At 59.4% G+C, this 22,121-nt stretch carries 27 protein-coding genes and 1 riboswitch; of the genes, 21 read left to right on the top strand and 6 right to left on the bottom strand.

The window, feature by feature from the left end; translation table 11 throughout:
* Window positions 1–9: 9 nt before the first annotated feature.
* The 12 genes from ACKTSJ_RS04070 to ACKTSJ_RS04015 all read left to right on the top strand — a co-directional run bounded on the left by ACKTSJ_RS04070 (window position 10) and on the right by ACKTSJ_RS04015 (window position 10,687).
* Window positions 10–639 (top strand): CbiQ family ECF transporter T component, encoded by a 630-nt coding sequence (locus ACKTSJ_RS04070; RefSeq protein WP_407897655.1) that lies wholly within the window; start codon window positions 10–12, stop codon window positions 637–639.
* Window positions 636–1,403: a tRNA pseudouridine(38-40) synthase TruA gene (gene truA / locus ACKTSJ_RS04065; protein WP_407897653.1), complete on the top strand. Its 768-nt coding sequence runs from the start codon at window positions 636–638 to the stop codon at window positions 1,401–1,403. The genes ACKTSJ_RS04070 and truA overlap by 4 nt, the downstream gene beginning before the upstream one ends.
* Before the next feature lie 16 nt (window positions 1,404–1,419).
* Window positions 1,420–2,067: a phosphoribosylanthranilate isomerase gene (locus ACKTSJ_RS04060; protein ID WP_407897651.1), complete on the top strand. Its 648-nt coding sequence runs from the start codon at window positions 1,420–1,422 to the stop codon at window positions 2,065–2,067.
* Complete coding sequence (gene trpB / locus ACKTSJ_RS04055; protein WP_407897649.1) at window positions 2,030–3,244, top strand: tryptophan synthase subunit beta; 1,215 nt, start codon at window positions 2,030–2,032, stop codon at window positions 3,242–3,244. The genes ACKTSJ_RS04060 and trpB overlap by 38 nt, the downstream gene beginning before the upstream one ends.
* On the top strand, window positions 3,241–4,038 hold the full coding sequence (gene trpA, locus ACKTSJ_RS04050; protein WP_407897647.1) for a tryptophan synthase subunit alpha: 798 nt from the start codon (window positions 3,241–3,243) through the stop codon (window positions 4,036–4,038). Before trpB ends, trpA begins: the two co-directional genes overlap by 4 nt.
* A 68-nt stretch (window positions 4,039–4,106) precedes the next feature.
* Window positions 4,107–4,988, top strand: coding sequence for an acetyl-CoA carboxylase, carboxyltransferase subunit beta (accD, locus tag ACKTSJ_RS04045; RefSeq protein ID WP_407897645.1), 882 nt, complete (start codon window positions 4,107–4,109; stop codon window positions 4,986–4,988).
* 5 nt (window positions 4,989–4,993) lie between these two features.
* Window positions 4,994–5,344, top strand: a complete 351-nt coding sequence (locus ACKTSJ_RS04040) for a hypothetical protein (protein ID WP_407897643.1) — start codon at window positions 4,994–4,996, stop codon at window positions 5,342–5,344.
* Between the two features lie 16 nt (window positions 5,345–5,360).
* On the top strand, window positions 5,361–6,674 hold the full coding sequence (gene folC / locus ACKTSJ_RS04035) for a bifunctional tetrahydrofolate synthase/dihydrofolate synthase (RefSeq protein WP_407897641.1): 1,314 nt from the start codon (window positions 5,361–5,363) through the stop codon (window positions 6,672–6,674).
* 18 nt (window positions 6,675–6,692) lie between these two features.
* Window positions 6,693–7,310 carry an SPOR domain-containing protein gene (locus ACKTSJ_RS04030; protein WP_407897639.1) on the top strand — a complete coding sequence of 206 codons (618 nt, stop codon included), beginning with the start codon at window positions 6,693–6,695 and terminating at the stop codon, window positions 7,308–7,310.
* Between the two features lie 6 nt (window positions 7,311–7,316).
* The gene (locus ACKTSJ_RS04025; RefSeq protein ID WP_407897637.1) at window positions 7,317–7,796 is read left to right on the top strand and encodes a CvpA family protein; all 480 of its coding nucleotides are present in this window, start codon (window positions 7,317–7,319) and stop codon (window positions 7,794–7,796) included.
* A 33-nt stretch (window positions 7,797–7,829) separates the two neighbouring features.
* A complete protein-coding gene (gene purF / locus ACKTSJ_RS04020; protein ID WP_407897635.1) occupies window positions 7,830–9,356 on the top strand; it encodes an amidophosphoribosyltransferase in 1,527 nt (508 codons plus the stop codon).
* Between the two features lie 27 nt (window positions 9,357–9,383).
* A riboswitch (SAM riboswitch) is annotated at window positions 9,384–9,457 on the top strand.
* 60 nt (window positions 9,458–9,517) lie between these two features.
* Window positions 9,518–10,687, top strand: coding sequence for an O-succinylhomoserine sulfhydrylase (locus ACKTSJ_RS04015; protein ID WP_407897633.1), 1,170 nt, complete (start codon window positions 9,518–9,520; stop codon window positions 10,685–10,687).
* Window positions 10,688–10,773: 86 nt separating this feature from the next.
* On the opposite strand, the gene ACKTSJ_RS04010 is transcribed toward ACKTSJ_RS04015, so the two are convergent.
* From ACKTSJ_RS04010 to ACKTSJ_RS03985, 6 genes are read right to left on the bottom strand one after another with little or no spacing between them, the layout of a single operon-like run.
* Window positions 10,774–11,328 (bottom strand): CIA30 family protein, encoded by a 555-nt coding sequence (locus tag ACKTSJ_RS04010; protein ID WP_407897631.1) that lies wholly within the window; start codon window positions 11,326–11,328, stop codon window positions 10,774–10,776.
* A 9-nt stretch (window positions 11,329–11,337) separates the two neighbouring features.
* A complete protein-coding gene (locus tag ACKTSJ_RS04005) occupies window positions 11,338–11,802 on the bottom strand; it encodes a BLUF domain-containing protein (protein ID WP_407897629.1) in 465 nt (154 codons plus the stop codon).
* 22 nt (window positions 11,803–11,824) lie between these two features.
* Entirely contained in the window at window positions 11,825–12,130 is a 306-nt protein-coding gene (locus tag ACKTSJ_RS04000) for a hypothetical protein (RefSeq protein WP_407897627.1), read from the bottom strand.
* The gene (locus tag ACKTSJ_RS03995; protein WP_407897626.1) at window positions 12,127–13,173 is read right to left on the bottom strand and encodes an adenylate/guanylate cyclase domain-containing protein; all 1,047 of its coding nucleotides are present in this window, start codon (window positions 13,171–13,173) and stop codon (window positions 12,127–12,129) included. The genes ACKTSJ_RS04000 and ACKTSJ_RS03995 overlap by 4 nt, the downstream gene beginning before the upstream one ends.
* Window positions 13,170–13,745 (bottom strand): lipocalin family protein, encoded by a 576-nt coding sequence (locus tag ACKTSJ_RS03990; protein ID WP_407897625.1) that lies wholly within the window; start codon window positions 13,743–13,745, stop codon window positions 13,170–13,172. Before ACKTSJ_RS03990 ends, ACKTSJ_RS03995 begins: the two co-directional genes overlap by 4 nt.
* Window positions 13,738–14,778, bottom strand: coding sequence for a MerR family transcriptional regulator (locus ACKTSJ_RS03985; protein ID WP_407897624.1), 1,041 nt, complete (start codon window positions 14,776–14,778; stop codon window positions 13,738–13,740). Before ACKTSJ_RS03985 ends, ACKTSJ_RS03990 begins: the two co-directional genes overlap by 8 nt.
* On the opposite strand from ACKTSJ_RS03985, the gene ACKTSJ_RS03980 reads away from it, so the two are divergent.
* From ACKTSJ_RS03980 to ACKTSJ_RS03940, 9 genes are read left to right on the top strand one after another with little or no spacing between them, the layout of a single operon-like run.
* Window positions 14,760–16,061 carry an NAD(P)/FAD-dependent oxidoreductase gene (locus tag ACKTSJ_RS03980; RefSeq protein WP_407897622.1) on the top strand — a complete coding sequence of 434 codons (1,302 nt, stop codon included), beginning with the start codon at window positions 14,760–14,762 and terminating at the stop codon, window positions 16,059–16,061. The genes ACKTSJ_RS03985 and ACKTSJ_RS03980 overlap by 19 nt on opposite strands.
* Complete coding sequence (locus ACKTSJ_RS03975) at window positions 16,054–16,824, top strand: DUF1365 domain-containing protein (protein ID WP_407897620.1); 771 nt, start codon at window positions 16,054–16,056, stop codon at window positions 16,822–16,824. Before ACKTSJ_RS03980 ends, ACKTSJ_RS03975 begins: the two co-directional genes overlap by 8 nt.
* Window positions 16,821–18,062, top strand: a complete 1,242-nt coding sequence (locus tag ACKTSJ_RS03970; protein ID WP_407897618.1) for a class I SAM-dependent methyltransferase — start codon at window positions 16,821–16,823, stop codon at window positions 18,060–18,062. The genes ACKTSJ_RS03975 and ACKTSJ_RS03970 overlap by 4 nt, the downstream gene beginning before the upstream one ends.
* Window positions 18,059–18,589 (top strand): chalcone isomerase family protein, encoded by a 531-nt coding sequence (locus ACKTSJ_RS03965; protein ID WP_407897616.1) that lies wholly within the window; start codon window positions 18,059–18,061, stop codon window positions 18,587–18,589. Before ACKTSJ_RS03970 ends, ACKTSJ_RS03965 begins: the two co-directional genes overlap by 4 nt.
* Window positions 18,586–19,821 (top strand): MFS transporter, encoded by a 1,236-nt coding sequence (locus ACKTSJ_RS03960; RefSeq protein ID WP_407897614.1) that lies wholly within the window; start codon window positions 18,586–18,588, stop codon window positions 19,819–19,821. Before ACKTSJ_RS03965 ends, ACKTSJ_RS03960 begins: the two co-directional genes overlap by 4 nt.
* An 18-nt stretch (window positions 19,822–19,839) precedes the next feature.
* Window positions 19,840–20,373: a DUF3833 domain-containing protein gene (locus tag ACKTSJ_RS03955; protein WP_407897612.1), complete on the top strand. Its 534-nt coding sequence runs from the start codon at window positions 19,840–19,842 to the stop codon at window positions 20,371–20,373.
* Window positions 20,370–21,137, top strand: a complete 768-nt coding sequence (locus tag ACKTSJ_RS03950) for an SDR family NAD(P)-dependent oxidoreductase (RefSeq protein ID WP_407897610.1) — start codon at window positions 20,370–20,372, stop codon at window positions 21,135–21,137. The genes ACKTSJ_RS03955 and ACKTSJ_RS03950 overlap by 4 nt, the downstream gene beginning before the upstream one ends.
* Window positions 21,134–21,562, top strand: a complete 429-nt coding sequence (locus ACKTSJ_RS03945; RefSeq protein WP_407897608.1) for a nuclear transport factor 2 family protein — start codon at window positions 21,134–21,136, stop codon at window positions 21,560–21,562. The genes ACKTSJ_RS03950 and ACKTSJ_RS03945 overlap by 4 nt, the downstream gene beginning before the upstream one ends.
* A gap of 44 nt (window positions 21,563–21,606) precedes the next feature.
* On the top strand, window positions 21,607–22,098 hold the full coding sequence (locus tag ACKTSJ_RS03940) for a CinA family protein (RefSeq protein WP_407897606.1): 492 nt from the start codon (window positions 21,607–21,609) through the stop codon (window positions 22,096–22,098).
* The last annotated feature ends 23 nt before the right edge of the window (window positions 22,099–22,121 follow it).

Below are 22,121 nucleotides of genomic sequence, written 5' to 3'. Positions count from 1 at the left end.
CGTTTTCTTTTGAGTGAAGCGACGATGATGCCGCACCCGGCCGTACAGATTCTGCTCTGGCTGTCCCTGGCATTTCTGGCGCAACGCCAGCCGGCTCTGCACGTGGCAATTCTGTGTGTGCTGCTGCTGGTATTTGCCTTGCATCTCTGCCCGCGGCAATTGCGGCAATTGCTGCGCCGCACGCGCTGGATAATGTTTTCGCTGTTGCTGATCTATGCTTACTCGACGCCGGGGACGGCGCTGGTGGCAGCCTGGGGAGTCTATGCGCCAACCCTTGAGGGATTGACGGATGGCGCCCTGCAACTGGGGCGTTTGCTGGCCACGTTGTCGGGTTTGGCAATCCTGTTGGCGCTGCTGAAGCGCGAACAATTCATCAGCGGCATCTATGCGCTGGCGTATCCCGTGCGCTGGATCGGTATTTCGCGCGAACGTGCTGCCGTGCGTCTGGCCTTGACCTTGCATTATGCCGAACCGGCCATGGGCGACACGGCAGCGGACTGGCGCGGCACGATCCGCAATGCCTTGCGTCGCCCGAAAATGGCAGCGGGACAGATCGAGTTGCCGCGCCAGCCTTTGCGCAGGATCGATGCCATGCTGCTGGTGTTCAGTCTGGCGCTCATGGTTTGGGGGGGGCGATGAGGATCGCGCTGGGGGTGGAATACGACGGGCGCGCCTACAACGGCTGGCAGAGCCAGCCCGATGTGCCGAACGTGCAGGATGCGCTGGCCGCGACGTTGTCCAGGATCGGCAGCGAACCGGTCACGGTGCATGCGGCCGGCCGTACGGATACCGGGGTGCACGCGCTGGAGCAGGTCGTGCATTTCGACACGGCGATGGTGCGCCCGCTTTCTGCCTGGGTACGCGGGGTGAATGCCCTGTTGCCGAAGGATATTGCCGTGCTCTGGGCGCACCCGGTGACGGACGAATTCCATGCGCGCTTCTCGGCGCAGGCGCGCAGTTATCAGTATGTGCTGGTCAACCGTCCGCAACGCTGCGGTGTGCATCACGGCAAGGTGGGCTGGTTTCATGCACCGCTGGATGTGGCAAAGATGCGTCAGGCCGCGCAGTATTTGCTGGGCGAGCACGATTTCAGCGCCTTCCGCGCCGCCCAATGCCAGGCCAAATCCCCCGTCAAGCGTTTGCAGCAACTCGACATCCGGCAGCGGGGGGACACGCTTTTTTTCGAATTGACCGCCGACGCTTTTTTGCACCATATGGTGCGCAACATCGTCGGCTGTCTGGTTTATGTGGGCAAAGGAAAGTATCCGCCGCACTGGTTGCAGGGCGTGCTGGCGGAACGCGACCGCCGTCTTGCCGCGCCCACCTTCGCGCCGGACGGTTTGTATCTGAAACACATCCGCTATGAGGCCAAGTGGGGTTTGCCACAGCTGCAGTTTGATTAATGGGTAAAATGCCCGCATGGCCAAAAGCTTTCGAACACGGATAAAAATTTGCGGCATCACCCGTGCCGAGGATGTGCATGCGCTAGTTGCCGGCGGGGCAGACGCGCTTGGGCTGGTGTTTTATGAAGCCAGTCCGCGCCATATCACGATCCCCCAGGCTGCCCATCTTGCCCATGCGTTGTCGCCTTTCGTCAATACCGTGGGGCTGTTTGTCAATCCGCAGGCCGCGGAGGTCGAGACGGTATTGCGCTTCGTCGCCTTGGATACCCTGCAATTCCATGGTGATGAATCGCCCGAGTTCTGCGCGCAGTTCGGCAAACCCTATCTGAAAGCGATCCGGGTAACTGCAGAAACGGATTTGGTAGAATGCGCGGCCCGCTATGCCGCTGCGCAGGGTTTGCTGCTCGACGCCCATGTCGAGGGCGTGCGGGGTGGCAGCGGGGCGACGTTCGACTGGCGGCTGATCCCGCCCGACCTGCCGTTGCCGCTGATCCTGTCCGGCGGCCTGCATGCGGGCAATGTGGCAGAAGCGATCAAACAGGTGCGCCCCTACGCGGTGGATGTGTCCAGCGGCGTGGAGGCGGCAAAGGGAATCAAGGATGCGGTGAAGATCGCGGCATTCGTCAATGAGGTCAAACGAGCAGATGTACAACTATCCAGATAACAGCGGCCACTTCGGCCAGTTCGGCGGAACCTACATGGCCGAGACGCTGATTCCCGCGGTGGAGGAATTGACCGCGCAGTATTTGCGTTTTCGCGACGACCCGGAGTTCCAGGCCGAACTGGCGTACGAGCTGAAACATTACGTGGGCCGCCCCAGTCCGATTTATCACGCCAAACGTCTGTCCGAGCATCTGGGCGGCGCGCAGATCTATCTCAAGCGCGAAGACTTGAACCATACCGGCGCGCACAAGATCAACAGTGCCATGGGGCAGGCGTTGCTGGCGCGGCGCATGGGCAAGCGGCGCGTCATCGCCGAGACCGGGGCCGGCATGCACGGCGTGGCGACGGCCACCGTGGCCGCACGTTTCGGCATGGAGTGCATCGTGTACATGGGCGCGGAAGACATCCAGCGCCAGGCGCCGAACGTGTTTCGCATGAAGCTGCTGGGCGCGACCGTGGTGCCGGTCGAGAGCGGTTCCAAAACGCTCAAGGACGCCTGCAACGAGGCGATCCGCGACTGGGTCACCAACGTCGAGAACACGTTTTACATCTTTGGCACGGCGGCCGGCCCGCATCCCTATCCGATGATGGTGCGCGATTTCCAGAGCATCGTCGGCAAGGAAGCGAAAGTGCAGATGCCGGAGCTGATCGGCCGTCAGCCGGATGCGCTGATCGCCTGCGTCGGCGGCGGTTCGAATGCCATCGGCTTGTTCCATCCCTACATCGACGAGCAGGGCGTGCGGATCATCGGGGTGGAGGCCGGCGGTCACGGCATCGCCAGCGGCGCGCATGCGGCACCGCTCACGGCGAATGCGAAGGTGGGCGTACTGCACGGCAACAAGGTCTATCTGATGCAGGACGAGAACGGTCAGATTACCGAGACGCATTCCATTTCCGCGGGTCTGGATTATCCCGGCGTCGGCCCGGAGCATTGTCTGCTGAAGGAGATCGGACGCGCGCAATATGTCGCCATCAACGACGACGAGGCGCTGGCGGCGTTTGATGCGCTGTGCCGTTTCGAGGGCATCATCCCCGCGCTGGAATCCAGCCATGCGCTGGCGCATGCGCTCAAGATCGCACCGGCCATGGACAAAGACAAAGTGCTCCTGGTCAACCTGTCCGGGCGTGGCGACAAGGACATGAATACCGTGGCCGAGATCAAGGGCATCACGCTATGAGCCGCATCGATACAACTTTCGAGAAACTGAAGCAGCAGCAGCGCAAGGCGCTGATCCCTTTCATCACCGCAGGTGACCCGGAACAGGCACTCACCGTGCCGCTGATGCACGGGCTGGTGGCGGCGGGTGCAGACGTGCTCGAACTGGGGGTGCCCTTCTCCGATCCGATGGCGGATGGCCCGACCATCCAGCGCGCATCCGAGCGCGCGCTGAAGAACGGCATGTCGCTGCGCGGCGTGCTGGAGAGGGTGGCCGAATTCCGCAAACAGGATACAACCACGCCGGTGGTGCTGATGGGCTACGGGAATCCCATCGAAGCGATGGGCTGGGAAACGTTTGCAAAGCGTTGCGCCGAGGTCGGCGTGGACGGGGCACTGACCGTGGATTTTCCTCCGGAAGAAAGCCACGAGGCATTCGAGCATCTGCAGGCGCATGGCATCGCACCCATCTTCCTGCTGGCGCCGACCACCAAGGAAGCGCGCATCGCGCAGGTCGCCAAACTGGCGCGCGGTTATGTGTATTACGTCTCGCTCAAGGGCGTGACCGGTGCGGGCAACCTCGACCTGTCGGCCATCGAGGAAAAGATGCCGCAACTGCGCAAGCACATCAAACTGCCCATCGGTGTCGGCTTCGGCATTCGCGATGCGGCGACGGCCAGGGCCGTCTCGAAACTCTGCGACGGCGTGGTGGTCGGCAGCCGGATCGTTGAAGAGATCGAGCACTCGAGCCAACAAAAAGTAGTCGCCAATGTCATGCGGCTGGTGCAAGAATTGCGACAGGCAATCGATCAATAGACGCAACGCGCACGCGTTGCATAAGCACCAAACAACGAGAAACACTACACGGGAAGGGAGTGGAAATTATGGGCTGGTTTCAGAAATTATTGCCGCCGAAGATCAAGCGCCGGGAAGGCGAGGACAAGCGCAACGTGCCGGAAGGCCTGTGGTTCAAGTGTCCCGATTGTCAGGCGGTGCTGTACCACGCCGACCTTGAAAAGAACCTCAGCGTGTGTCCGAAATGCAACTATCACCACCGCATCACCGCGCGCACCCGTCTGGACTGCCTGCTTGATGGCGAGGGGCGTTTCGAGATCGGCGCGGAGATATTGCCGGTCGATACACTCAAGTTCAAGGACCAGAAAAAATATACCGAACGCCTGGTGGCTTCGAAAAAAAGTACCGGAGAAGACGATGCACTGATCGTGATGCAGGGCAGTATCCATGCATTGCCGGTGGTGGCGGCGGCGTTCGAATTCACGTTCATGGGCGGCTCGATGGGATCGGTGGTGGGGGAGCGTTTCGTGCGCGGCGTACAGGTTGCGCTCGAACAACAATGCCCGTTCATTTGCTTCTCCGCCAGCGGCGGCGCGCGCATGCAGGAAGGCCTGCTGTCGCTGATGCAGATGGCCAAGACCAGCGCCGCGCTGACGCAGTTGAGCGAAGCCAAGCTGCCGTTCATCTCCGTGCTCACCGACCCCACCATGGGCGGCGTCTCGGCGAGTTTTGCGTTCCTGGGCGACGTGAACATTGCCGAGCCCGGCGCCCTGATTGGATTTGCCGGGGCGCGCGTGATCCAGCAAACCGTGCGCGAGACCTTGCCGGAAGGTTTCCAGCGGGCCGAATTCCTGCTGGAGCATGGCGCCATTGACATGATCGTTGACCGCCGCCAGATGCGCGATCAGCTGGCCACACTCATCACGCTGCTGACCAAGCAGGATGCGGCCGTGAAGCTGGAGGCGGCTTAAGGCAGATGCTCTACTACGCGCTCAAGGTCGGAATTTCCGCGCTGGTTATCGTGGCGATTGCCGAAATCGCCAAGCGCAGTACCGGGTTTGCTGCACTGCTTGCCGCCTTGCCGCTCACCTCGCTGCTGGCATTCATCTGGATGCATTTTGACGGCGTGGCCCCTGCACAGATCGCCGAACTTTCGGGACAAATCTTCTGGCTGGTGTTGCCATCGCTGGTTTTGTTTCTGTTGCTGCCGCTGCTCCTCAGGCTGGGTTTCGGATTCTGGCTTGGTCTCGGGATTTCCGTTTCGGCCACTGTCGTTTGCTACTTGGTCATGTTGCCGGTATTGCGCAAGTTCGGGGTACAGTTGTAATCCCAGACTCACAGAAATGCCCAATACATTAGCCGGCTGGCTGACCTACCTCGAATCCCTGCACCCCAAAACCATCGCGCTCGGTCTGGAGCGCGTGGCACAGGTCAAGCAGCGGCTGAACCTCGATCCTGATTTCCCCCTCATCATCGTCGGCGGTACCAACGGCAAGGGCTCGGTGTGCGCGATGCTGGAAGCCATCCTGCATGCCGCCGGCTACAAGGTCGGCTGCTACACTTCGCCGCATCTGCTGCATTACAACGAACGCGTGCGCATCGCCAAGCGACAGGCGAGCGATGCGGAGTTGTGTGCTTCGTTCGCGGCGATCGAGCGGGCGCGTGTAGGTCGGGTTTCAACCCGACAAGGCGATGTCGGGATGAATCCCGACCTACAGATTCCGCTCACTTATTTCGAATTCGGCACGCTGGCGGCCATGCAGTGTTTCCTCTCCCACAAGGTGGATATCGCCATCCTCGAAGTCGGGCTGGGCGGCAGGCTGGATGCGGTGAACGTGTTCGATGCCGATGTCGCGGTGGTGACCGGCGTGGATATCGATCACGTGGATTATCTGGGCGACACGCGTGAGCAGATTGCTTTCGAGAAGGCGGGCATTTTTCGCCCAGGCAGAGTGGCGATCTGTGCTGATACGGATGTGCCACAGGCTTTGCGTGCGCATGCGAGCAACATCGGCGCGGAACTGTGGTGCCTCGGCAGTGAATTCGGTTTCAGGCCGCATCAGGGACAGTGGGACTACTTCGGCAAGGACGGGGGGCGCAGCGCCTTGCCGCTTCCGGCTCTGCGCGGTGCGTTCCAGTTGCACAACGCCAGTGCGGTGCTGGCCGCGCTGGATGTCTTGCAGGTCCGATTGCCGGTGAGCATGGCTGCGGTGCGGCGCGGGCTCACCGAAGTCGAGCTGGCGGGGCGCTTCCAGTTCGTGCCGGGCAGGCCGCAACTGATCCTCGATGTGGCGCACAACCCGCAGGCGGCGCGCGCGCTGGCGCAGAATCTGGCCAATCTGCCGCCGGCCAGGACTTTTGCGGTATTCGCCATGCTGAAAGACAAGGATATGGCGGGGGTGGTGCGTGCGCTGGATGCGCAGATCGATGTCTGGCTGGTTGCCGGGATCGATGCGCCGCGCGGTGCCACCTCGGACGAACTGGCGCGGGTAATGGCAGAAAGCGGCATACGCGGTGAGATCGTGGTGTGCGCCTCCTTGGCGGAAGCGCTGCAAGAGGCGAGCAATCGCGCGGGCGAAAATGATAGAATCGCCGCCCTCGGATCATTCTATACGGTAGCGGAAGTCATGCGTGTGCGCGGGGTGCGCGGTGCATGAGTTCCCCCGATTTCCAAGATGGCAAAACAGATCAGGACCGACGACGAATTTAACTTGCAACGCCAGGCCAGACGCCGTTTGATCGGGGCGATTGCCCTGATGCTTGCGGTGGTGATCTTCCTGCCGATGATTTTCGATGCCGACCCGGGCGCAACGGTGAAGCAGGATATCGAACTGCGCATCCCGGAAAAAGCGGCGCCGCTGCCGGCGGCGGAAAGTGCGCCGCAAAAAGTTGAAGCAACGGCGGCTGATGCCGTTCCCGCCCCCTTACCTGTAGTCGCGGTCGAACCCGTACCCGCGCCGGTCGTTGCTGAGATGCCGATGGCGCAGCCGGTGGAGAAACCGCTGCCGAAGCCGGAAGCAAAACCGGTCGTGAAGCAGGTGCCTGCCGCACCCGCCAAGCCGGCCAGCCAACGCGCCGGCTGGGTGGTTCAGGTCGGTGCGTATTCCAAGGCGGATGCGGCCAAACAAATGGCGGCGAACCTCAAGCAACGCGGTTATCCGGTTTACACCGAGCAAGTCGGCAGCATGGTGCGGGTGCGGGTCGGGAGCTATCCCGGCAAGGCGGCGGCGGACAAGGTGCGTGCCAAGCTTGAAGCCATCGGTTTGCATCCGAACGTGCTCAATCTGGAATAGGCATCCATGACGATTTTTGATATTGCGGTTGTCGCCATCCTGATCCTGTCGGCCTTGCTCGGCTGGTGGCGCGGATTCATGTATGAGCTTTTTTCGCTGCTCGGCTGGGTGGCCGCCTATGTCGTGGCGCGCACGTTCTCGGCGCAGGTGACCCCGTATATTCCGCAGGCAATCGGTGCGGACAGCCTCCGTTCGGCGACCGCTTTTGCGCTGGTGTTCATCGTGGTGCTGATCGTGGGGGCGGTGTTTGCCTGGTTCCTGTCGAAACTGGCAAAATTTGCCGGACTGGGCGGAATGGACGGCAAGTTCGGCGCAATGTTCGGGGCGATGCGCGGCATCCTGGTGGTGCTTGCGCTGGTATGGCTGGCGGGGCTGACCCAAATACCCCAGCAAGCCTGGTGGAAGAATGCCTGGACCAGCAAACCGTTGCAACAGGCGGCGCTGTACGCCAAAGATTTCGTGCCGGAAAATGTGGCGCCGAAATAGTCCGATCAACGATACGAAATAACGGGAACGACCATGTGCGGGATTCTTGGGGTGGTGGCGAATACACCGGTGAACCAGTTGTTGTATGACGGTTTGCAGGTGTTGCAGCATCGGGGGCAGGATGCTGCGGGCATCGCCACGCTGGAGGGGCGGACTTTCAATCTGCACAAGGGAAACGGCTTGGTGCGAGACGTGTTCCGTACCCGCAACATGCGCGCGCTCAAGGGCAATGCCGGTATCGCGCATGTGCGCTATCCGACCGCAGGTTCGGCGGTCGATCACAATGAGGCGCAACCGTTTTACGTCAATTCGCCGTTCGGCATCGTGCTCGGGCACAACGGCAATCTCACCAACACGGATGAGTTGCGGCGCGCCATGTACCAGCAGGACTTGCGCCACATCAACACCGGTTCTGATTCCGAAGTGCTGCTGAACGTGCTGGCGCACGAACTGCAGGAAAAGGCCACCGGCTTCAAGCTCGACCCGCAGAAGATATTCGCCGCCGTGTCCGGCGTGCATCGCCGTTGCCAGGGCGCCTATGCGGTGGTGGCGATGATTGCGGGCTATGGCCTGCTCGCCTTCCGCGATCCGCACGGTATCCGTCCGCTGGTGGTCGGCCGCAATCCGGCGGCCGACGGGGTCGAGTATCTGGTCGCATCCGAATCGGTGGCGCTGGATACGCTGGGTTTCAAGTTCCTGCGCGACATCGCGCCGGGAGAAGCGGTGTTCATCGACCTTGAGGCAAATTTCCACAGCCAGCAATGCGCCGAGCATCCCCGCCTCAATCCCTGCATCTTCGAATACGTCTATTTCGCCCGGCCGGACTCGGTGATGGATGGAATCTCGGTCTATGCCACGCGCTTGTTCATGGGCGAGTATCTGGCGGAAAAGATCCGTCGCGAATGGCCGGATCACGATATCGACGTGGTGATCCCGATTCCGGATTCCAGCCGCCCGAGCGCGTTGCAACTGGCCAACCATCTGGGAATTCCTTTCCGCGAAGGTTTCGTCAAGAACCGCTATATCGGACGGACTTTCATCATGCCGGGGCAGACGATGCGCAAGAAATCCGTGCGCCAGAAACTGAATGCCATCGGCATCGAATTCAAGGACAAGAACGTGCTGCTGGTGGACGACTCCATCGTGCGCGGCACCACCAGCCGCGAGATCGTGCAGATGGCGCGCGATGCCGGCGCGCGCAAGGTCTTTTTCGCTTCCGCCGCGCCGCCGGTGAAATTCCCCAATGTGTACGGCATCGACATGCCGACGCGGCAGGAACTGATCGCGACCGGCCGCAGCGACGAGCAGATCGGCCAGGAAATCGGCGCCGATCGCCTGATCTATCAGGATCTGGACGATCTCAAGGCGGCCGTGAGCAAAGCGAATCCCGACGTAACCGTTTTTGACGCATCCTGTTTCGACGGCTGTTACATCACCGGCGACATCACCGCGGAGTATCTGGATCACGTCGAGGCCGCGCGCAACGGCCATGGCAAGGAAGCGACAACGGACGACGAGCAGATGGAACTGGATCTGGTGATGAGCGCGTCGTCGATGTGAGTTGACGGTTTGCGGCGGGAAGTGCTACTTTTCGCCTGCGCCGATTTGAGGAACAGCTTGCGGGCGCATTACAAATACAGCTAAAGCGGGGAGAACCCGGTTTGGCGCCAAGCTTTCCGGGTTTTTTGTTGCGCGCGCGATCTGCCGCGCGGGAGGTGATGATGTCTGATTCCGAATACCAGCTTGAAACTTTGGCCGTCAGGGCGGGGCGCGTGCAAACCCCTTTCATGGAACATGGTGAGGCGATGTTCCTGACTTCGAGTTTCACTTTTGACAACGCCGCACAGGCGGCCCGGCGCTTCATCGGTGAAGAGCCGGGCAACATCTACGCGCGCTTCACCAATCCCACGACCAGCATGTTCGAGGAACGGTTGGCCGCGCTGGAAGGGGCGGAGCAGTGCGTGGCGACCTCAAGCGGCATGTCTGCCATCCTGTCCTGTTGCATGGGCTTGCTGAAGGCAGGTGATCACATCGTCGCCTCGCGCAGCCTGTTCGGTTCGACCATCAACCTGTTCAACAACTACTTCAAGAAGTTCGGTGTGGAGACGAGTTACGTCTCGGCAACCGATGTCGCAGAATGGCAGGCGGCGGTGCGGCCGAACACGAAACTGTTTTTCCTGGAGACGCCGTCCAATCCGCTGACCGAGATCTCCGACATTGCCGCCATCGCGGCGGTGGCCAAGAAATGCGGCGCGCTGCTGGCGGTGGACAACTGTTTCTGCACGCCCATCCTGCAACGCCCGCTGGAGCTGGGCGCGGACATCGTCATCCATTCCGCCACCAAATACATCGACGGACAGGGGCGCGTGCTGGGCGGCGCGGTGCTGGGCAGCAAGAAACTGATGGAGCCGGTGTACGGCTTTCTGCGCACCGCCGGGCCGACCATGAGCGCGTTCAACGCCTGGGTGTTCCTGAAGGGGCTGGAGACGCTCAAGCTGCGCATGGACGCGCACAGCGCCAATGCCTTGCAACTCGCGCAATGGCTGGAGCAACAGCCGAACGTGGCGCGCGTGTTCTATCCCGGCTTGCCGTCGCATCCGCAACATCAGCTTGCGATGAAGCAGCAGAAGACCGGTGGCGGCATCGTGGCGTTCGAGGTGAAGGGCGGCAAGGAAGCGGCGTGGCGGGTGATCGATAACACCAAACTGTTGTCCATCACCGCTAACCTCGGAGACACCAAGACCACCATCACCCATCCGGCGACCACCACCCATGCGCGCATCTCGCCGGAAGCGCGCGCGGCGGCCGGCATCACCGACGGCTTGATCCGCATCGCGGTCGGGCTGGAGGCGGTGGTGGACATTCAGAACGATCTGGCGCGCGGCCTTTAGTGGGCGCAAAAAACAAGACAATAATTTAGGCGCTGCTATCTGAGATAGAGCGGCGACGCCTCAAACAAAGCTCTGGATTTTGCGCTTCATCTTGGGAGGGTTTTCTGCGCAACAAGATTCGTGCGATACAAGGCAAGGCCGCGAAAGCAAATATCGGCCTGCATTTTTCTGCCGATTGCGACGATGCCGATACGACGCAGTTGCCGCGTATTGAGCGCAAGCTGAATCCGGTGCGGAACGAAAGCCGTGAAGGGGATGCGCAGTGTTTGCCAATGCGCACCAGCGGTAAAGCTGTGGCGGTAGGACTGCCAAACCCTTTGCGTATCGGCAGTCCGTAGATGCAGGTTGTAGCGGTCATTGTTTCCGCACACCTCGATTTCGATGCCATCAAAACCGCTGGCATCCAGCAATCCATCCGTCCCCAGATCAAGGCTGGCTTGCACAAAGCCGCCGTTGTTCTCCAGGCGTACTTCACCGCTTAAACGCAGGCACGGCTTGCCGTCAACCATCGTGGCGTGCAATGCCGCTTGCGATATTCCGCCCATGACGGTATCCGTCACCGCTCGCCACGGCTTGCCCTGGTTCGCGAACGCATCATCGCGCTCCCGGTTGTCGAGGCTGAAAGTTGATGTCTCGGGCATGGGGTGCGCCTAGCTTTTGAACCAGGACAACAAAGACTTTGGCTTGTCTTCTGCGCGATTTGAATTGGCGAGGGTGTGTGCCACTTCATGCAAAAACGCATTCGCTTGGGCCGCGTTGAAATCATAGGGTTGGAACAGGCCATTTTCGCTGTAGCGCAAGACCATTTCGTTGTTGTTGCCGTTGAACGCGACATAATCCATGGACCAGGTCGGGAACAGGCGCGCACTGATTTCGCTATAGTCGATCAGCACGCACTTGGAATGGCGCGGGTCACTGCTGATGCGCAAGTAAGTCTGGTTCACATCGCGCCGTTCACCTTCCAGGCATTGGAAGAAATAGCGGTCCGAGTACATCAACATGCCGGTGACGAATTTGCTCTTGTTGTTGATTTTGGATTTTTCCAAAATCTGTTTAAGGTCTGCTTCAGACACGTCATTTTTGGAATAACTGATGTAGATCAAGCGAACGAGCATGGCAATTCCTTTCTTGAGTTGGTTAGAGTGTACGGGGGGTTTTTTGCAGGCTGGCAGGCATCGTCAGGGTTTGCATGTCCCATTTTTCCAGCAGCAGAATCTCATGCAAACACGCTTCGAGTACCGCATGCGCGCGTTCTGCATCGGATGCGATGCGCTGATGGACCGCGACATCGGTGTCGGTTTGATTGAGGCAAGCTTGTTGGTAAGCGAAAAGGTCGCGCAGACCGATGATGTGTTTTGCCACTTGTGCCGGGCAGGCACATTGATAGATCAATGACTGATCCAGGATGTGACTGAGTTGGGCATCTGAAAATTGTGTGTTCAAGGTAGCTCCTTTTTTTTCGGATGAATGTGGGCACAGGCGACAGGTGTCTTGAAACCGCGCACGGAAATGGTTTCGGCGACAGGGGCGGCTAAAAAATCAAAGCGTGCACGGTTCGCCACCTCTTGGGTTGCCAGGATTTCCCGGCCTTGCGCGAGGGCGCACAGGCGCGCAGCCAGATGCACATGGGCGCCAACCACATCGAAATGCACATGCTCATACGTGCCCAGGAGTCCGGTCAGAATCAGGCCGTCGCTGATGCCGATGCCAACTTCAACTTCGTCAATGCGGGGCAGGGCCTGTATCGCATGTGCACACTTCAATGCCAAATGGCAGCGTGCCGCGCCTTCGAACACCGCCAGCAACCCATCTCCGGTTGTTTTCACCACCATGCCGTCATGCATACGGATGAGCCGGGCTTGTTCTCCGAGGGTGCGATTCAGCCGCGCAAAATAGTCTTGGGCCGAGCTTTGTTCGATATGGCGTGACGAATTGCGGATGTCGGTGAACATGACCGTCATGTCAAACAGCTCGGCCCGGCCCGGTTCGGGTTGCTTGAAGATACGGCGCAGCCCGCCGGTGGGGAAGAAGCGCAGCAGGTCCAGGTGCTCCGCATTGAGCTGGCGCGAATCACGCTGTCTGTGCAGTTCCTCTTCAATATGTTTGGCAAGCGCATCCGGATCGATAGGTTTTTCAATCAGCGCATCCACTTTCCCGCTTTGCCGCAAGGGTTCGAACGCCTTTTTCTGTACGCCGGGACTGACGATGACGATCAGATGCAGCGAGGGCCGTTCCTGCTTCAAGCGGTCCAGGAGCGCAGAAGGTGGCGCGTTCGTCGTGTGATGATTCAGCAGCACAATCCCCGTCGCGCTTGGGAGTGGTGCGGTTGCCAGCGAATCCAGGGTCTCGTGGGCATGTAAAGTACAGCCCGCGATCCGGGCGATGCGCTCAACCAGCAAGGAGCGCGTGTAGACACCGCTATCCGCGATAAGAATGCCGATATTCTGCGGCAACGGCGTGTTTGGCATGGCGGCAGACGGTTTCATGGGCCATTCACCGCTTTGCACAAAGGTGTTCTCGCGGTAAGGATCGGGGTTTGTGTCGTGGTCAGCAGGCTGCATGTGTCGTAGCCATTGGATTGCAGACGGTTCGCGATTGCAGTCAGGTCTTGTGCGCTGATTTGCGGGGTTCTGGCCAGCACCCATGCGTATTCTCGACCGGGGTGGCCGACCACGGCATAGCGATAATCAGGTGCAAGATCGATGATCCAGTAATCGCCGCCGAATAGATAACGCCATCCAAACAGATTGACAAAGGTCACTTCCAGCTTGGCATTGCTTTGGGTATCCACGATGCGTGCCTGGCCTTGTGCCTCGGAAATCTCGCCGGATGCCGTGGCGCAACGGTTGATGACCGAGAGTGCACCGTGCTTGAGCGCATATTCAGCCGTGACATCGCGCACGCACTGGCGTTGAAAGTACTGGGGAATGCTGGCGATCTCGTACCACTTGCCGACGTAGCGATCCAGATCGACCTGCGCAACCGTGGCCGGCGGCTGGGCCAGTGCCAGGGCGGGCAATAGCCAAAACAGGCCAAAACACCACTTGCCTTTACGCATCGCCGCTTCCTTCATCAAGGCTGATGGGCGATACGGATGCGGTGCGCCACTTTGCCAGCGCATCGCGCAGGTCGGACAGTGGCCCCATCAGCATCACTCCCTCAATGGCAGGTGGCTGTTTTAACACGCCTGATCCGCCCGCCCACAAAGCGATGGGGGCGGGAAGCGCTGCGCGCGCCTGCTGCAGGCCGGTTTTAACCTGGGCGGCGGAAACCGCTTCAGTGAAAGAAAGCACCACGATATCGGAACGATGTGCGCTCGCGGCTGAAACGATTTCCCGGATGGGGGTCTGCACGCCCAAATTCACACAACCCGCGCCGTAAAGACTTAAGGTGGCTTCGGCCATCATCAGGCCCAGCGCATGTTCTTCGCCGGGAAGGGTGGTGAGGAGCACGCGCGGTGACGCATCGGGATCGCGCAGTGTCGAGATGGCGTTGCGTAACACATGGGTGATCTGCTCGCTATACAGATGTTCTTCAAAGATGCGGATCTCGCCGCGCATCCAGGATTCCCCGACCAATTGGTTGAGCGGATCGATTGTCTTGGACAAAAAATCATCAAGTCCTTGTTGCAGCAACGTGCGGTTCAACGCGGTGCGCAGCGCGGGGCCCTGGTGGGCTTTGACGAGTTCTATCAAGTGAACGATGTGGGCGGGCTGATCCGCCCTGTCTGGCTTCGATTCGGCAAGGAGCGCATCCAACTCGCTGGCAGCCAGCCCGACCACCTTGGAAGGGCGCAAGCCATTGCCTAGCAAACGTTTTATTAACCTTAGCTGCTCGACTTGAGCATGCGGATAGAGGCGTTCGTCGCGTTCGGCGCGAACAGGAACGGGAAATCCGTAGCGTTTTTCCCACACCCGAAGGGTGTCTTTGCCGATGCCGGTTTCGCGCTCTACGCTGGCAATGTCGAAAAACTGATCAGTCGTTTTCATTATCTGTCCTAGACAAGTTTGACAATTAAAGCATAATTGCTCTATTCTCGCACCATAAAATTTAATTTGTCTAGGACATTGTGATGGTAGATCGCACTTCAAGCCTGCAAATCGCCGTTATTGGCTCGGGTATTTCCGGCCTGGCGGCGGCCTACCGTCTAGGACAGGCGGGTCATGCCGTGACCCTGTTTGAGGCGGAAAGCTACTTTGGCGGGCATACGCATACCTTCGATGTGAGCTTGGAAGGGTTGCGCTATGGCGTGGATACCGGCTTTCTGGTTTTCAACCACAAGACCTATCCCAACCTGGTCCAGTTGTTCCAGGAATTGAATGTTGACACTGTGGCGACGGAGATGTCGTTCTCGGTCAAGTTGCCTTTGGCCGGGAGAACGCTGGAATGGTCGGGCGGCAACCTGGATACCGTGTTCGCGCAGCGTCGCAATCTGTTCAACCCGCGCTTCATCCGCATGCTGCGAGACATTCTGCGCTTCAATAAAGCGGCCACGCTGCTGGCGTTGAATCCCCGGCATAAAGATCATGCGCAGTCGTTGGGCGATTACTTGAGCACACATCACTACAGTGCCGAGTTTCGTGACTGGTATCTGCTGCCGATGGCAGGTTGCATCTGGTCATGCCCAACCCGGCAGATGCTGGCTTTCCCGCTATTGACTTTTGTACGCTTTTGCCACAACCACGGCCTGTTGCAGGTGAATGACCGGCCGCAGTGGCATACGGTGAAGGGCGGGGCTCGACACTATGTGGACAAGATGCTCGCCGCCATCCCGGACAAGCGCTTGAACTGTCGCGTGCAGGGCGTGACACGCATCAATCAATTGGTGAAACGTCAAGTCTTGGTGGAAAGCGATGCCGGCAAAGAATGTTTCGACCACGTGGTGATGGCAGGACATAGCGATCAATCGCTGAATCTGTTGAAAGATACTTCGGAAGAAGAGCGTGGCCTGTTGTCTGCTATCGGCTATCAACCCAATCTGGCGGTGCTCCATACCGACGCCAGCTGCTTGCCCGAGAACCCCAAGACCTGGTCGGCCTGGAACTACCAGAGCAGAGGGGGCGCGGAGCCGCAAGTGTGCGTGCATTACCTCATCAACAAGTTGCAGCCGTTGCCGTTCAAAGAATCCGTCATTGTCTCGTTGAATCCGATCGATCCACCCGATCCTTCCAAGGTGATCTCAAGTTTTGACTATGCGCATCCGGTTTTCGATGCGGCCGCGATTGCCGCGCAAGACAGGCTGCATGAGATTCAAGGCGAGCGCAACACCTGGTTCGCCGGCGCGTGGACGGGCTATGGTTTCCATGAAGATGGATTGAAATCCGGCCTGGCCGTGGCGCGCGCCATTGCGGCATTGGGAGCATGCCATGTCTAGCGCGCAACTGTGCTTCGGCAACGTCCACCATACCCGCTTGAGCCCCGTGCGCAACCGCTTCAACTACGGCGTTTATTTTTTGCGCCTGCCGTTGCGCGAGCTGGAAGCCCGTCCGGCCCAGTCGAAACTGTTTTCGCGCAACCGCTTCAATCTGCTGTCGCATTACGACAAAGATCACGGCGACGGCGAGCAACCCTTGTTGGCCTGGATAGAAGGCGTGCTCAAGGCACAAGGTATCCACGATGCCGATGGCGAAGTGTGGTTGCAGACATTCCCGCGCGTGCTGGGCTATGTGTTCAATCCCGTGTCGTTCTGGTTTTGCCATCGCCGCGACGGCGAACTGCGCGCCATTCTGTGCGAAGTCAGCAACACCTTCGGCGAGCGCCATTGCTACTTGCTGGATGAGGGCGGGCCGATCGCCAATGCGACCGAATTGAGTGCGAAAAAAATCTTTCATGTATCCCCCTTCTGCGCGGTGGAAGGTCGCTATCGCTTCCAGTTCATCAAAAATCAGCGTGCCGCGCATGAGGACACTTTGGCACGCATCGACTATCACACCGCTGCGGGCGCCTTGCTGCTCACCAATATCAGCGGCAGTTCACGGCCTTTGACGGATGCCAACATCGTGCGGGCGCTGCTGCGTTACCCCTTGATGACCTTCATGGTTATCGCCCGCATCCATTGGCAGGCACTGAAACTGTGGATCAAACGTGTGCCTTTCTATCGCAAACCCGCGCCCCCCATTGAGGAGTTGAGCAAATGAACACGCAAACCCTGACTGCCAACCTGCCGGCTTCCCAACGGGCCTCGCACGCCCTCAATACGCAGGGCTATCCATCTCGCGCCTGCTTCATTCTGAAGCTGCTGGACCAACTCAAACACGGCGCCTTGCATCTCCAATTGCCGGATGGACAGTCGGCGCATTTTGGCGATGACTCCTATCCCGTCACCTTGCATCTGCGCGATTGGTCGCTGTTCGATGCGGTGATGAAGTACGGCGACATCGGCTTTGCCGAGACCTATCTTGCCAACGGCTGGACGACGGACAATCTGACGGGATTGATCGAGCTGTTCATCAAGAATCGGGAACAAATCGAAACCCTCATCTATGGCAAATGGTGGGGCAACCTGCTGTACCGGCTCCGTCATCTCTTCCATCGCAACAGCCGCAGTGGCAGCCGCAAGAATATCCATGCCCACTATGACATCGGCAACGATTTCTATCGGCTGTGGCTGGATCCGTCGATGACCTATTCCAGCGCCCTGTTCGATCACGGCAATACGGACGATCTGCAGGCCGGACAACTCGCCAAGTATCGCCGCATCGTGCAACAACTGCGCTTGCAACGGGGCGACAGGGTGTTGGAGATCGGATGCGGCTGGGGTGGCTTTGCCGAAGTGGCGGCGCAAGAGGCTGGCGTGCGTATCACCGGATTGACGCTGTCCACCGAGCAGCTGGCCTACGCGCAACGACGCATGGACGCGGCGGGATTGTCCAACCAGACCGAGCTCAAACTGCTGGACTACCGCGATTGCCACGGGAAATACGATGCCATCGCCTCCATTGAAATGTTCGAGGCGGTGGGCGAAGCCTACTGGCCAAACTATTTCGAGTGTGTCGCGCGCAATTTGAAACTGGGCGGCCGCGCCTGCATCCAGACCATCGTCATCGCCGACGCGCTGTTTGAGCGCTACCGCAGCAGCACCGATTTCATCCAGCAATACATCTTTCCGGGGGGCATGTTGCCGTCACCCGGGGTGTTCCGGGAACAGGCGGCGCGGCAAGGATTGCGGGTGGTGGATGAGTTTGCCTTTGGCCTGGATTACGCGCGCACCCTGGCGGAATGGCGCACCGCATTCTACAAACAGTTGCCGGAAGTACGTGCACAAGGTTTCGATGAACGCTTCGTGCTGACCTGGGAATTCTATTTGTGTTACTGCGAAGCCGCCTTCCGCGCGGGCAGCACCAATGTCATGCATTTCACGCTGGAAAAAGCATGAGAGCGCTTGCCATCGCGGTCGCCTTGTTGATGCTGTGCATCGGTTCGGCGCGCGCGGACGGCTTGAATGTAAAGGATGAACTTGCTCAAGCGCATCTGGCCGGTCAGGGAAGCTATCGCTGGTTCGGCATCAAGCTGTATGAGGCTTACCTGTGGCGGGAGCAAGACGTTGCGGCGGAGGCGTTGCTGGATGGAAGCTTTGTGCTGGAACTGGTGTATGCGCGGGCGCTGCAAGGTGAAAAGATCGCCGCATCCAGCATCGACGAGATCCGAAAACTCAATTTGGGATCGCCCGCGCAGCACGGCGCCTGGTTGAGCCTGATGCGGCAGGTATTTCCAGATGTGCAGGCTGGCACCCGTTTGAGCGGCGTGTATCAGGCAGGGCAGGGCGTGCGCTTCTACCGTGATGGCGTGTTGCTCAAAGCGATCAACGATGCTGATTTTGCGCGCGCGTTCTTTTCGATCTGGCTGGATGAGCGAACCAGCGCGCCGCGCTTGCGCAGGCAATTGTTGGGGCAGGCTTCATGATTGCCTTGAGCCGAAGCGCATTGTGGCACTACGGCGTGTTCGGCCTGCCGCTCGCTTTGGTGGCTTTGCCCATCTATGTCTATGTGCCGCAGTACTACGCGAGTCAGACCGGTCTTTCGCTGGCGATGATCGGCGCGATTCTGCTCGTTGCACGGGTGCTGGATGCCTTTATTGATCCGCTCATCGGGGTGTGGTTGGATAGCCGGAAACGTGACTACGCACACGGCATTCTGCTGGCGCTGCCCTTGCTCGCGCTGGGGTTCATCGCCTTGTTCCACCCGCCGGCGCTGTTCGGTCTGCGGGCGATGACCTGGTTTCTTGCCAGCCTTATCGTGGTCTATCTGGGCTTTAGCCTGGCCAGTATCGCCTACCAAAGCTGGGGTGCCGCACTGACCCAGGCGCGCGAACAACGAACTTCACTCACCGCAGTGCGCGAGGTCTGCGCCTTGCTCGGCGTCATCATCGCGGCCGCTTTGCCTACGTTCACCTCGATCAGTTTCCTGTCCGTGTTCTTTGTGGCGTCTTTGCTGATCAGCGCCTACTTTTTGCTGCATCGTGCCCCGCGTGCCGCTTTCATCGGCAACCCGGTTGTCGGGTGGGCAGGCTTGCTGCGCCCGCTGCGAAATGTCCATTTTCGCTGGTTGTTCGCGGTATTCATGTTGAACGGCATCGCCGCCGCCATCCCTGCCACCCTGTTCGTATTCTTTGCTCAGGATCGCCTGCAACTTGCGCCCTACGCAGGCGGATTTTTGATCCTGTATTTTTTGGCCGCCGCGCTGGCCATGCCGCTGTGGGTGGCGATCGCAAAACGAAAAGGCGAAAAACACGCCTGGCTTTTCGCGATGGGGCTCGCCATCGCCAGTTTCGTTTGGGCTTATCTTTTGGGCGCGGGCGACATCACCGGTTTCGCCGCCATCTGCCTCTTGTCCGGCGCAGCGCTGGGCGCCGATCTTGCCTTGCCGCCCGCGTTACTTGCCGCAGTCATCGGGCATGCCAGGCATGTCGGTCAACACGAGGGGGCGTACTTCGGATTGTGGAACTGGGCGACCAAATTGAATCTTGCCCTGGCGGCGGGGATCTCGCTCCCGCTTCTGCAGTGGCTGGGTTATCAAAACGGAACGACCGACGCAGTCGGTTTGCATGCATTGGCGGTGGCGTATGCGCTACTGCCTTGCCTGCTGAAATTGTGCGCCGCGTATGTGCTGTGGCGTGCGCCTTTGAATGGAATCTAACGGTGAGGGAGAACCAAAATGAAATGGCGAAATTTCGTGGCATTGCTACTGGGGGCGCTGATGTTGTCCGCCTGTAAAACAACCGATATGGCGCAGTATGCCAAAGAGAAGCCGGTGCTGGATATGCAGCAGTATTTCAAGGGCACGGTGGATGCGTGGGGGATGTTCCAGAATCGAAAAGGCGAAATCGTCAAACGTTTCAACGTAGTCATCCGCTGCAGTTGGCAGGGGGATGTGGGCACGCTGGATGAAGATTTCCGCTATTCCGATGGCACCCAACAAAAACGGGTGTGGACACTGAAGAAGCAGCCGAACGGACAGTACATCGGCACTGCGCCGGATGTGGTGGGTGAGGCGGTCGGCATCGTATCCGGCAATGCGCTGAACTGGAATTATGTCCTGGCGTTGCCGGTGGATGGAAAAGTCTATAACGTCAATTTCGACGACTGGATGATCCTGATGGACGACACTGTGATGCTGAATCGCGCGGTGATGAGCAAGTTCGGCTTCAAGCTGGGCGAGGTCACCTTGTCGTTCCGCAAGCGGCCATGAACCCTAAAATAAAAGACTGGCACGGCCAACGTGTGTGGCTCATCGGTGCATCCAGCGGCATCGGGGCCGCCTTGGCGCGTGAGTTGCGTGGGCGTGGGGCCAGGTTGGCACTGTCCGCGCGTAACGCCGAGGCGTTGCAGTTGCTTGCCGCGGATGAAGCGAGCGCGCTGGTTTTGCCATTCGACATCACCCGGGCAGGGGCGGCGTTGCGGGCGCGTGATGAGATTTTGGCCAACTGGGGCGGCATCGATCTGGTGCTGGTCGTCGCCGGCACCTATCAAAAGATGCGCGCGGATGACTTTGATTTGAGCGCTGCCAGACAATTGGTCGAAACGAATCTGAATGGGACATTGAGTTGTCTGGATGCCGTATTGCCGACCCTGCTCGCGCAGGGTTATGGCGCTATTGGAATCGTTGCATCGGTCGCAGGCTTGAGCGGCTTGCCGCAAGCCTTGATCTACGGCCCGACCAAAGCGGCACTGATCAACCTGTGCGAGTCACTCTATCTTGATCTGCGCCCGCGCGGCATCGGGGTGTATCTCATCAATCCCGGTTTTGTCGCCACCACTTTGACTGCCAACAACGATTTTTCCATGCCGGCTCTAATCTCCGCAGAAACAGCAGCGCATGAGATATTGCTTGGCATCGAGCGCGGTGCCTTCCACATTCATTTTCCGCGCCGCTTTACCAATGGGCTGCGCGTGTTGCGCCTCTTGCCGTACCGACTGTATTTTTGGCTGATCCACAAGGTGACTGGGCTATGACGCATCGAGCTGCGCTGGATAATGTGCTGCACTTCTTTGAACACGTGTCGCCGCAAAGTGTGCAAGAGATCGCAAAGTTATACGAGGCGGATGCCTATTTCAAAGACCCCTTCAATGAGGTGCGTGGGCAAGCCAACATCATGCACATCTTCGAACACATGTTCAGGCAGGTGGATGCTCCACGCTTCATCATCAGGCAGTTCCTCTTGCAGGAGGCCGATGCGTTCATCGTGTGGGATTTTCAGTTCTGTCTGCGCGGCCATCAAAAATCGCATGAAATCCATGGCGCATCCCATGTGCGGTTCAGCGCGGCGGGCAAGGTGGTCTATCACCGCGATTATTGGGATGCAGCCGAAGAGTTGTATGAAAAACTGCCTGTGCTGGGGAGCCTCATGCGCTTCATCAAATGCAGGGTGCGCAGTTGAAGTGCCACGTATAATTCCCGCTTGGTGAATTTGGTGATTGATCGATGGATATTCTTGCGGCTCAAGTTGGCGGTGCACTCAAGGCGCACGGGCTGCTGCTGGCAACGGCGGAATCGTGTACCGGCGGCGGGGTGGCGCAGGCCATCACCGCGATTGCCGGGAGTTCGGCCTGGTTCGAACGCGGTTTTATTACCTATTCCAATCTATCCAAGCAGCAAATGCTGGGGGTGGCGGAAGCCACGCTGATTGCGCATGGCGCAGTGTCGGAAGCTGTTGTGCGCGCTATGGTGGCCGGTGCGCTCGAGCAGAGCGGGGCGCAGGTGGGGCTGGCGGTGAGCGGCATCGCCGGGCCGGATGGCGGTACGCCGGACAAGCCGGTGGGAACGGTCTGGTTCGCCTGGGGAATCGAGCATGGCGCGACCTTTGCCCGTGTGCATCAATTGCAGGGAAACCGTGCCGAAGTGCGCGCGCAGGCGGTGCACATCGCCCTGCAAGGCGTGCTGGAGTTGCTGCAACAGACCGCTTCCGCCGCCTGAAAAATAATCAAGAACGAACGTTC

Source organism: Ferrigenium sp. UT5, from assembly GCF_045866295.1.
Taxonomy (GTDB): domain Bacteria; phylum Pseudomonadota; class Gammaproteobacteria; order Burkholderiales; family Gallionellaceae; genus Sideroxyarcus.
The sequence above is the reverse complement of the archived record's forward strand: the minus strand, read 5'-3'. Positions and strand labels throughout refer to the sequence as shown.

Bases quoted from the DNA above. Each gene is read 5' to 3' on its own strand.
- truA (WP_407897653.1), top strand. From the start codon at position 636: ATGAGGATCGCGCTGGGGGTGGAATACGACGGGCGCGCCTACAACGGC.
- ACKTSJ_RS04060 (WP_407897651.1), top strand. From the start codon at position 1,420: ATGGCCAAAAGCTTTCGAACACGGATAAAAATTTGCGGCATCACCCGT.
- trpB (WP_407897649.1), top strand. From the start codon at position 2,030: ATGAGGTCAAACGAGCAGATGTACAACTATCCAGATAACAGCGGCCAC.
- trpA (WP_407897647.1), top strand. From the start codon at position 3,241: ATGAGCCGCATCGATACAACTTTCGAGAAACTGAAGCAGCAGCAGCGC.
- accD (WP_407897645.1), top strand. From the start codon at position 4,107: ATGGGCTGGTTTCAGAAATTATTGCCGCCGAAGATCAAGCGCCGGGAA.
- ACKTSJ_RS04040 (WP_407897643.1), top strand. From the start codon at position 4,994: ATGCTCTACTACGCGCTCAAGGTCGGAATTTCCGCGCTGGTTATCGTG.
- folC (WP_407897641.1), top strand. From the start codon at position 5,361: ATGCCCAATACATTAGCCGGCTGGCTGACCTACCTCGAATCCCTGCAC.
- ACKTSJ_RS04030 (WP_407897639.1), top strand. From the start codon at position 6,693: ATGGCAAAACAGATCAGGACCGACGACGAATTTAACTTGCAACGCCAG.
- ACKTSJ_RS04025 (WP_407897637.1), top strand. From the start codon at position 7,317: ATGACGATTTTTGATATTGCGGTTGTCGCCATCCTGATCCTGTCGGCC.
- purF (WP_407897635.1), top strand. From the start codon at position 7,830: ATGTGCGGGATTCTTGGGGTGGTGGCGAATACACCGGTGAACCAGTTG.
- ACKTSJ_RS04015 (WP_407897633.1), top strand. From the start codon at position 9,518: ATGTCTGATTCCGAATACCAGCTTGAAACTTTGGCCGTCAGGGCGGGG.
- ACKTSJ_RS04010 (WP_407897631.1), bottom strand. From the start codon at position 11,328: ATGCCCGAGACATCAACTTTCAGCCTCGACAACCGGGAGCGCGATGAT.
- ACKTSJ_RS04005 (WP_407897629.1), bottom strand. From the start codon at position 11,802: ATGCTCGTTCGCTTGATCTACATCAGTTATTCCAAAAATGACGTGTCT.
- ACKTSJ_RS03995 (WP_407897626.1), bottom strand. From the start codon at position 13,173: ATGAAACCGTCTGCCGCCATGCCAAACACGCCGTTGCCGCAGAATATC.
- ACKTSJ_RS03990 (WP_407897625.1), bottom strand. From the start codon at position 13,745: ATGCGTAAAGGCAAGTGGTGTTTTGGCCTGTTTTGGCTATTGCCCGCC.
- ACKTSJ_RS03980 (WP_407897622.1), top strand. From the start codon at position 14,760: ATGGTAGATCGCACTTCAAGCCTGCAAATCGCCGTTATTGGCTCGGGT.
- ACKTSJ_RS03975 (WP_407897620.1), top strand. From the start codon at position 16,054: ATGTCTAGCGCGCAACTGTGCTTCGGCAACGTCCACCATACCCGCTTG.
- ACKTSJ_RS03970 (WP_407897618.1), top strand. From the start codon at position 16,821: ATGAACACGCAAACCCTGACTGCCAACCTGCCGGCTTCCCAACGGGCC.
- ACKTSJ_RS03965 (WP_407897616.1), top strand. From the start codon at position 18,059: ATGAGAGCGCTTGCCATCGCGGTCGCCTTGTTGATGCTGTGCATCGGT.
- ACKTSJ_RS03960 (WP_407897614.1), top strand. From the start codon at position 18,586: ATGATTGCCTTGAGCCGAAGCGCATTGTGGCACTACGGCGTGTTCGGC.
- ACKTSJ_RS03955 (WP_407897612.1), top strand. From the start codon at position 19,840: ATGAAATGGCGAAATTTCGTGGCATTGCTACTGGGGGCGCTGATGTTG.
- ACKTSJ_RS03950 (WP_407897610.1), top strand. From the start codon at position 20,370: ATGAACCCTAAAATAAAAGACTGGCACGGCCAACGTGTGTGGCTCATC.
- ACKTSJ_RS03945 (WP_407897608.1), top strand. From the start codon at position 21,134: ATGACGCATCGAGCTGCGCTGGATAATGTGCTGCACTTCTTTGAACAC.
- ACKTSJ_RS03940 (WP_407897606.1), top strand. From the start codon at position 21,607: ATGGATATTCTTGCGGCTCAAGTTGGCGGTGCACTCAAGGCGCACGGG.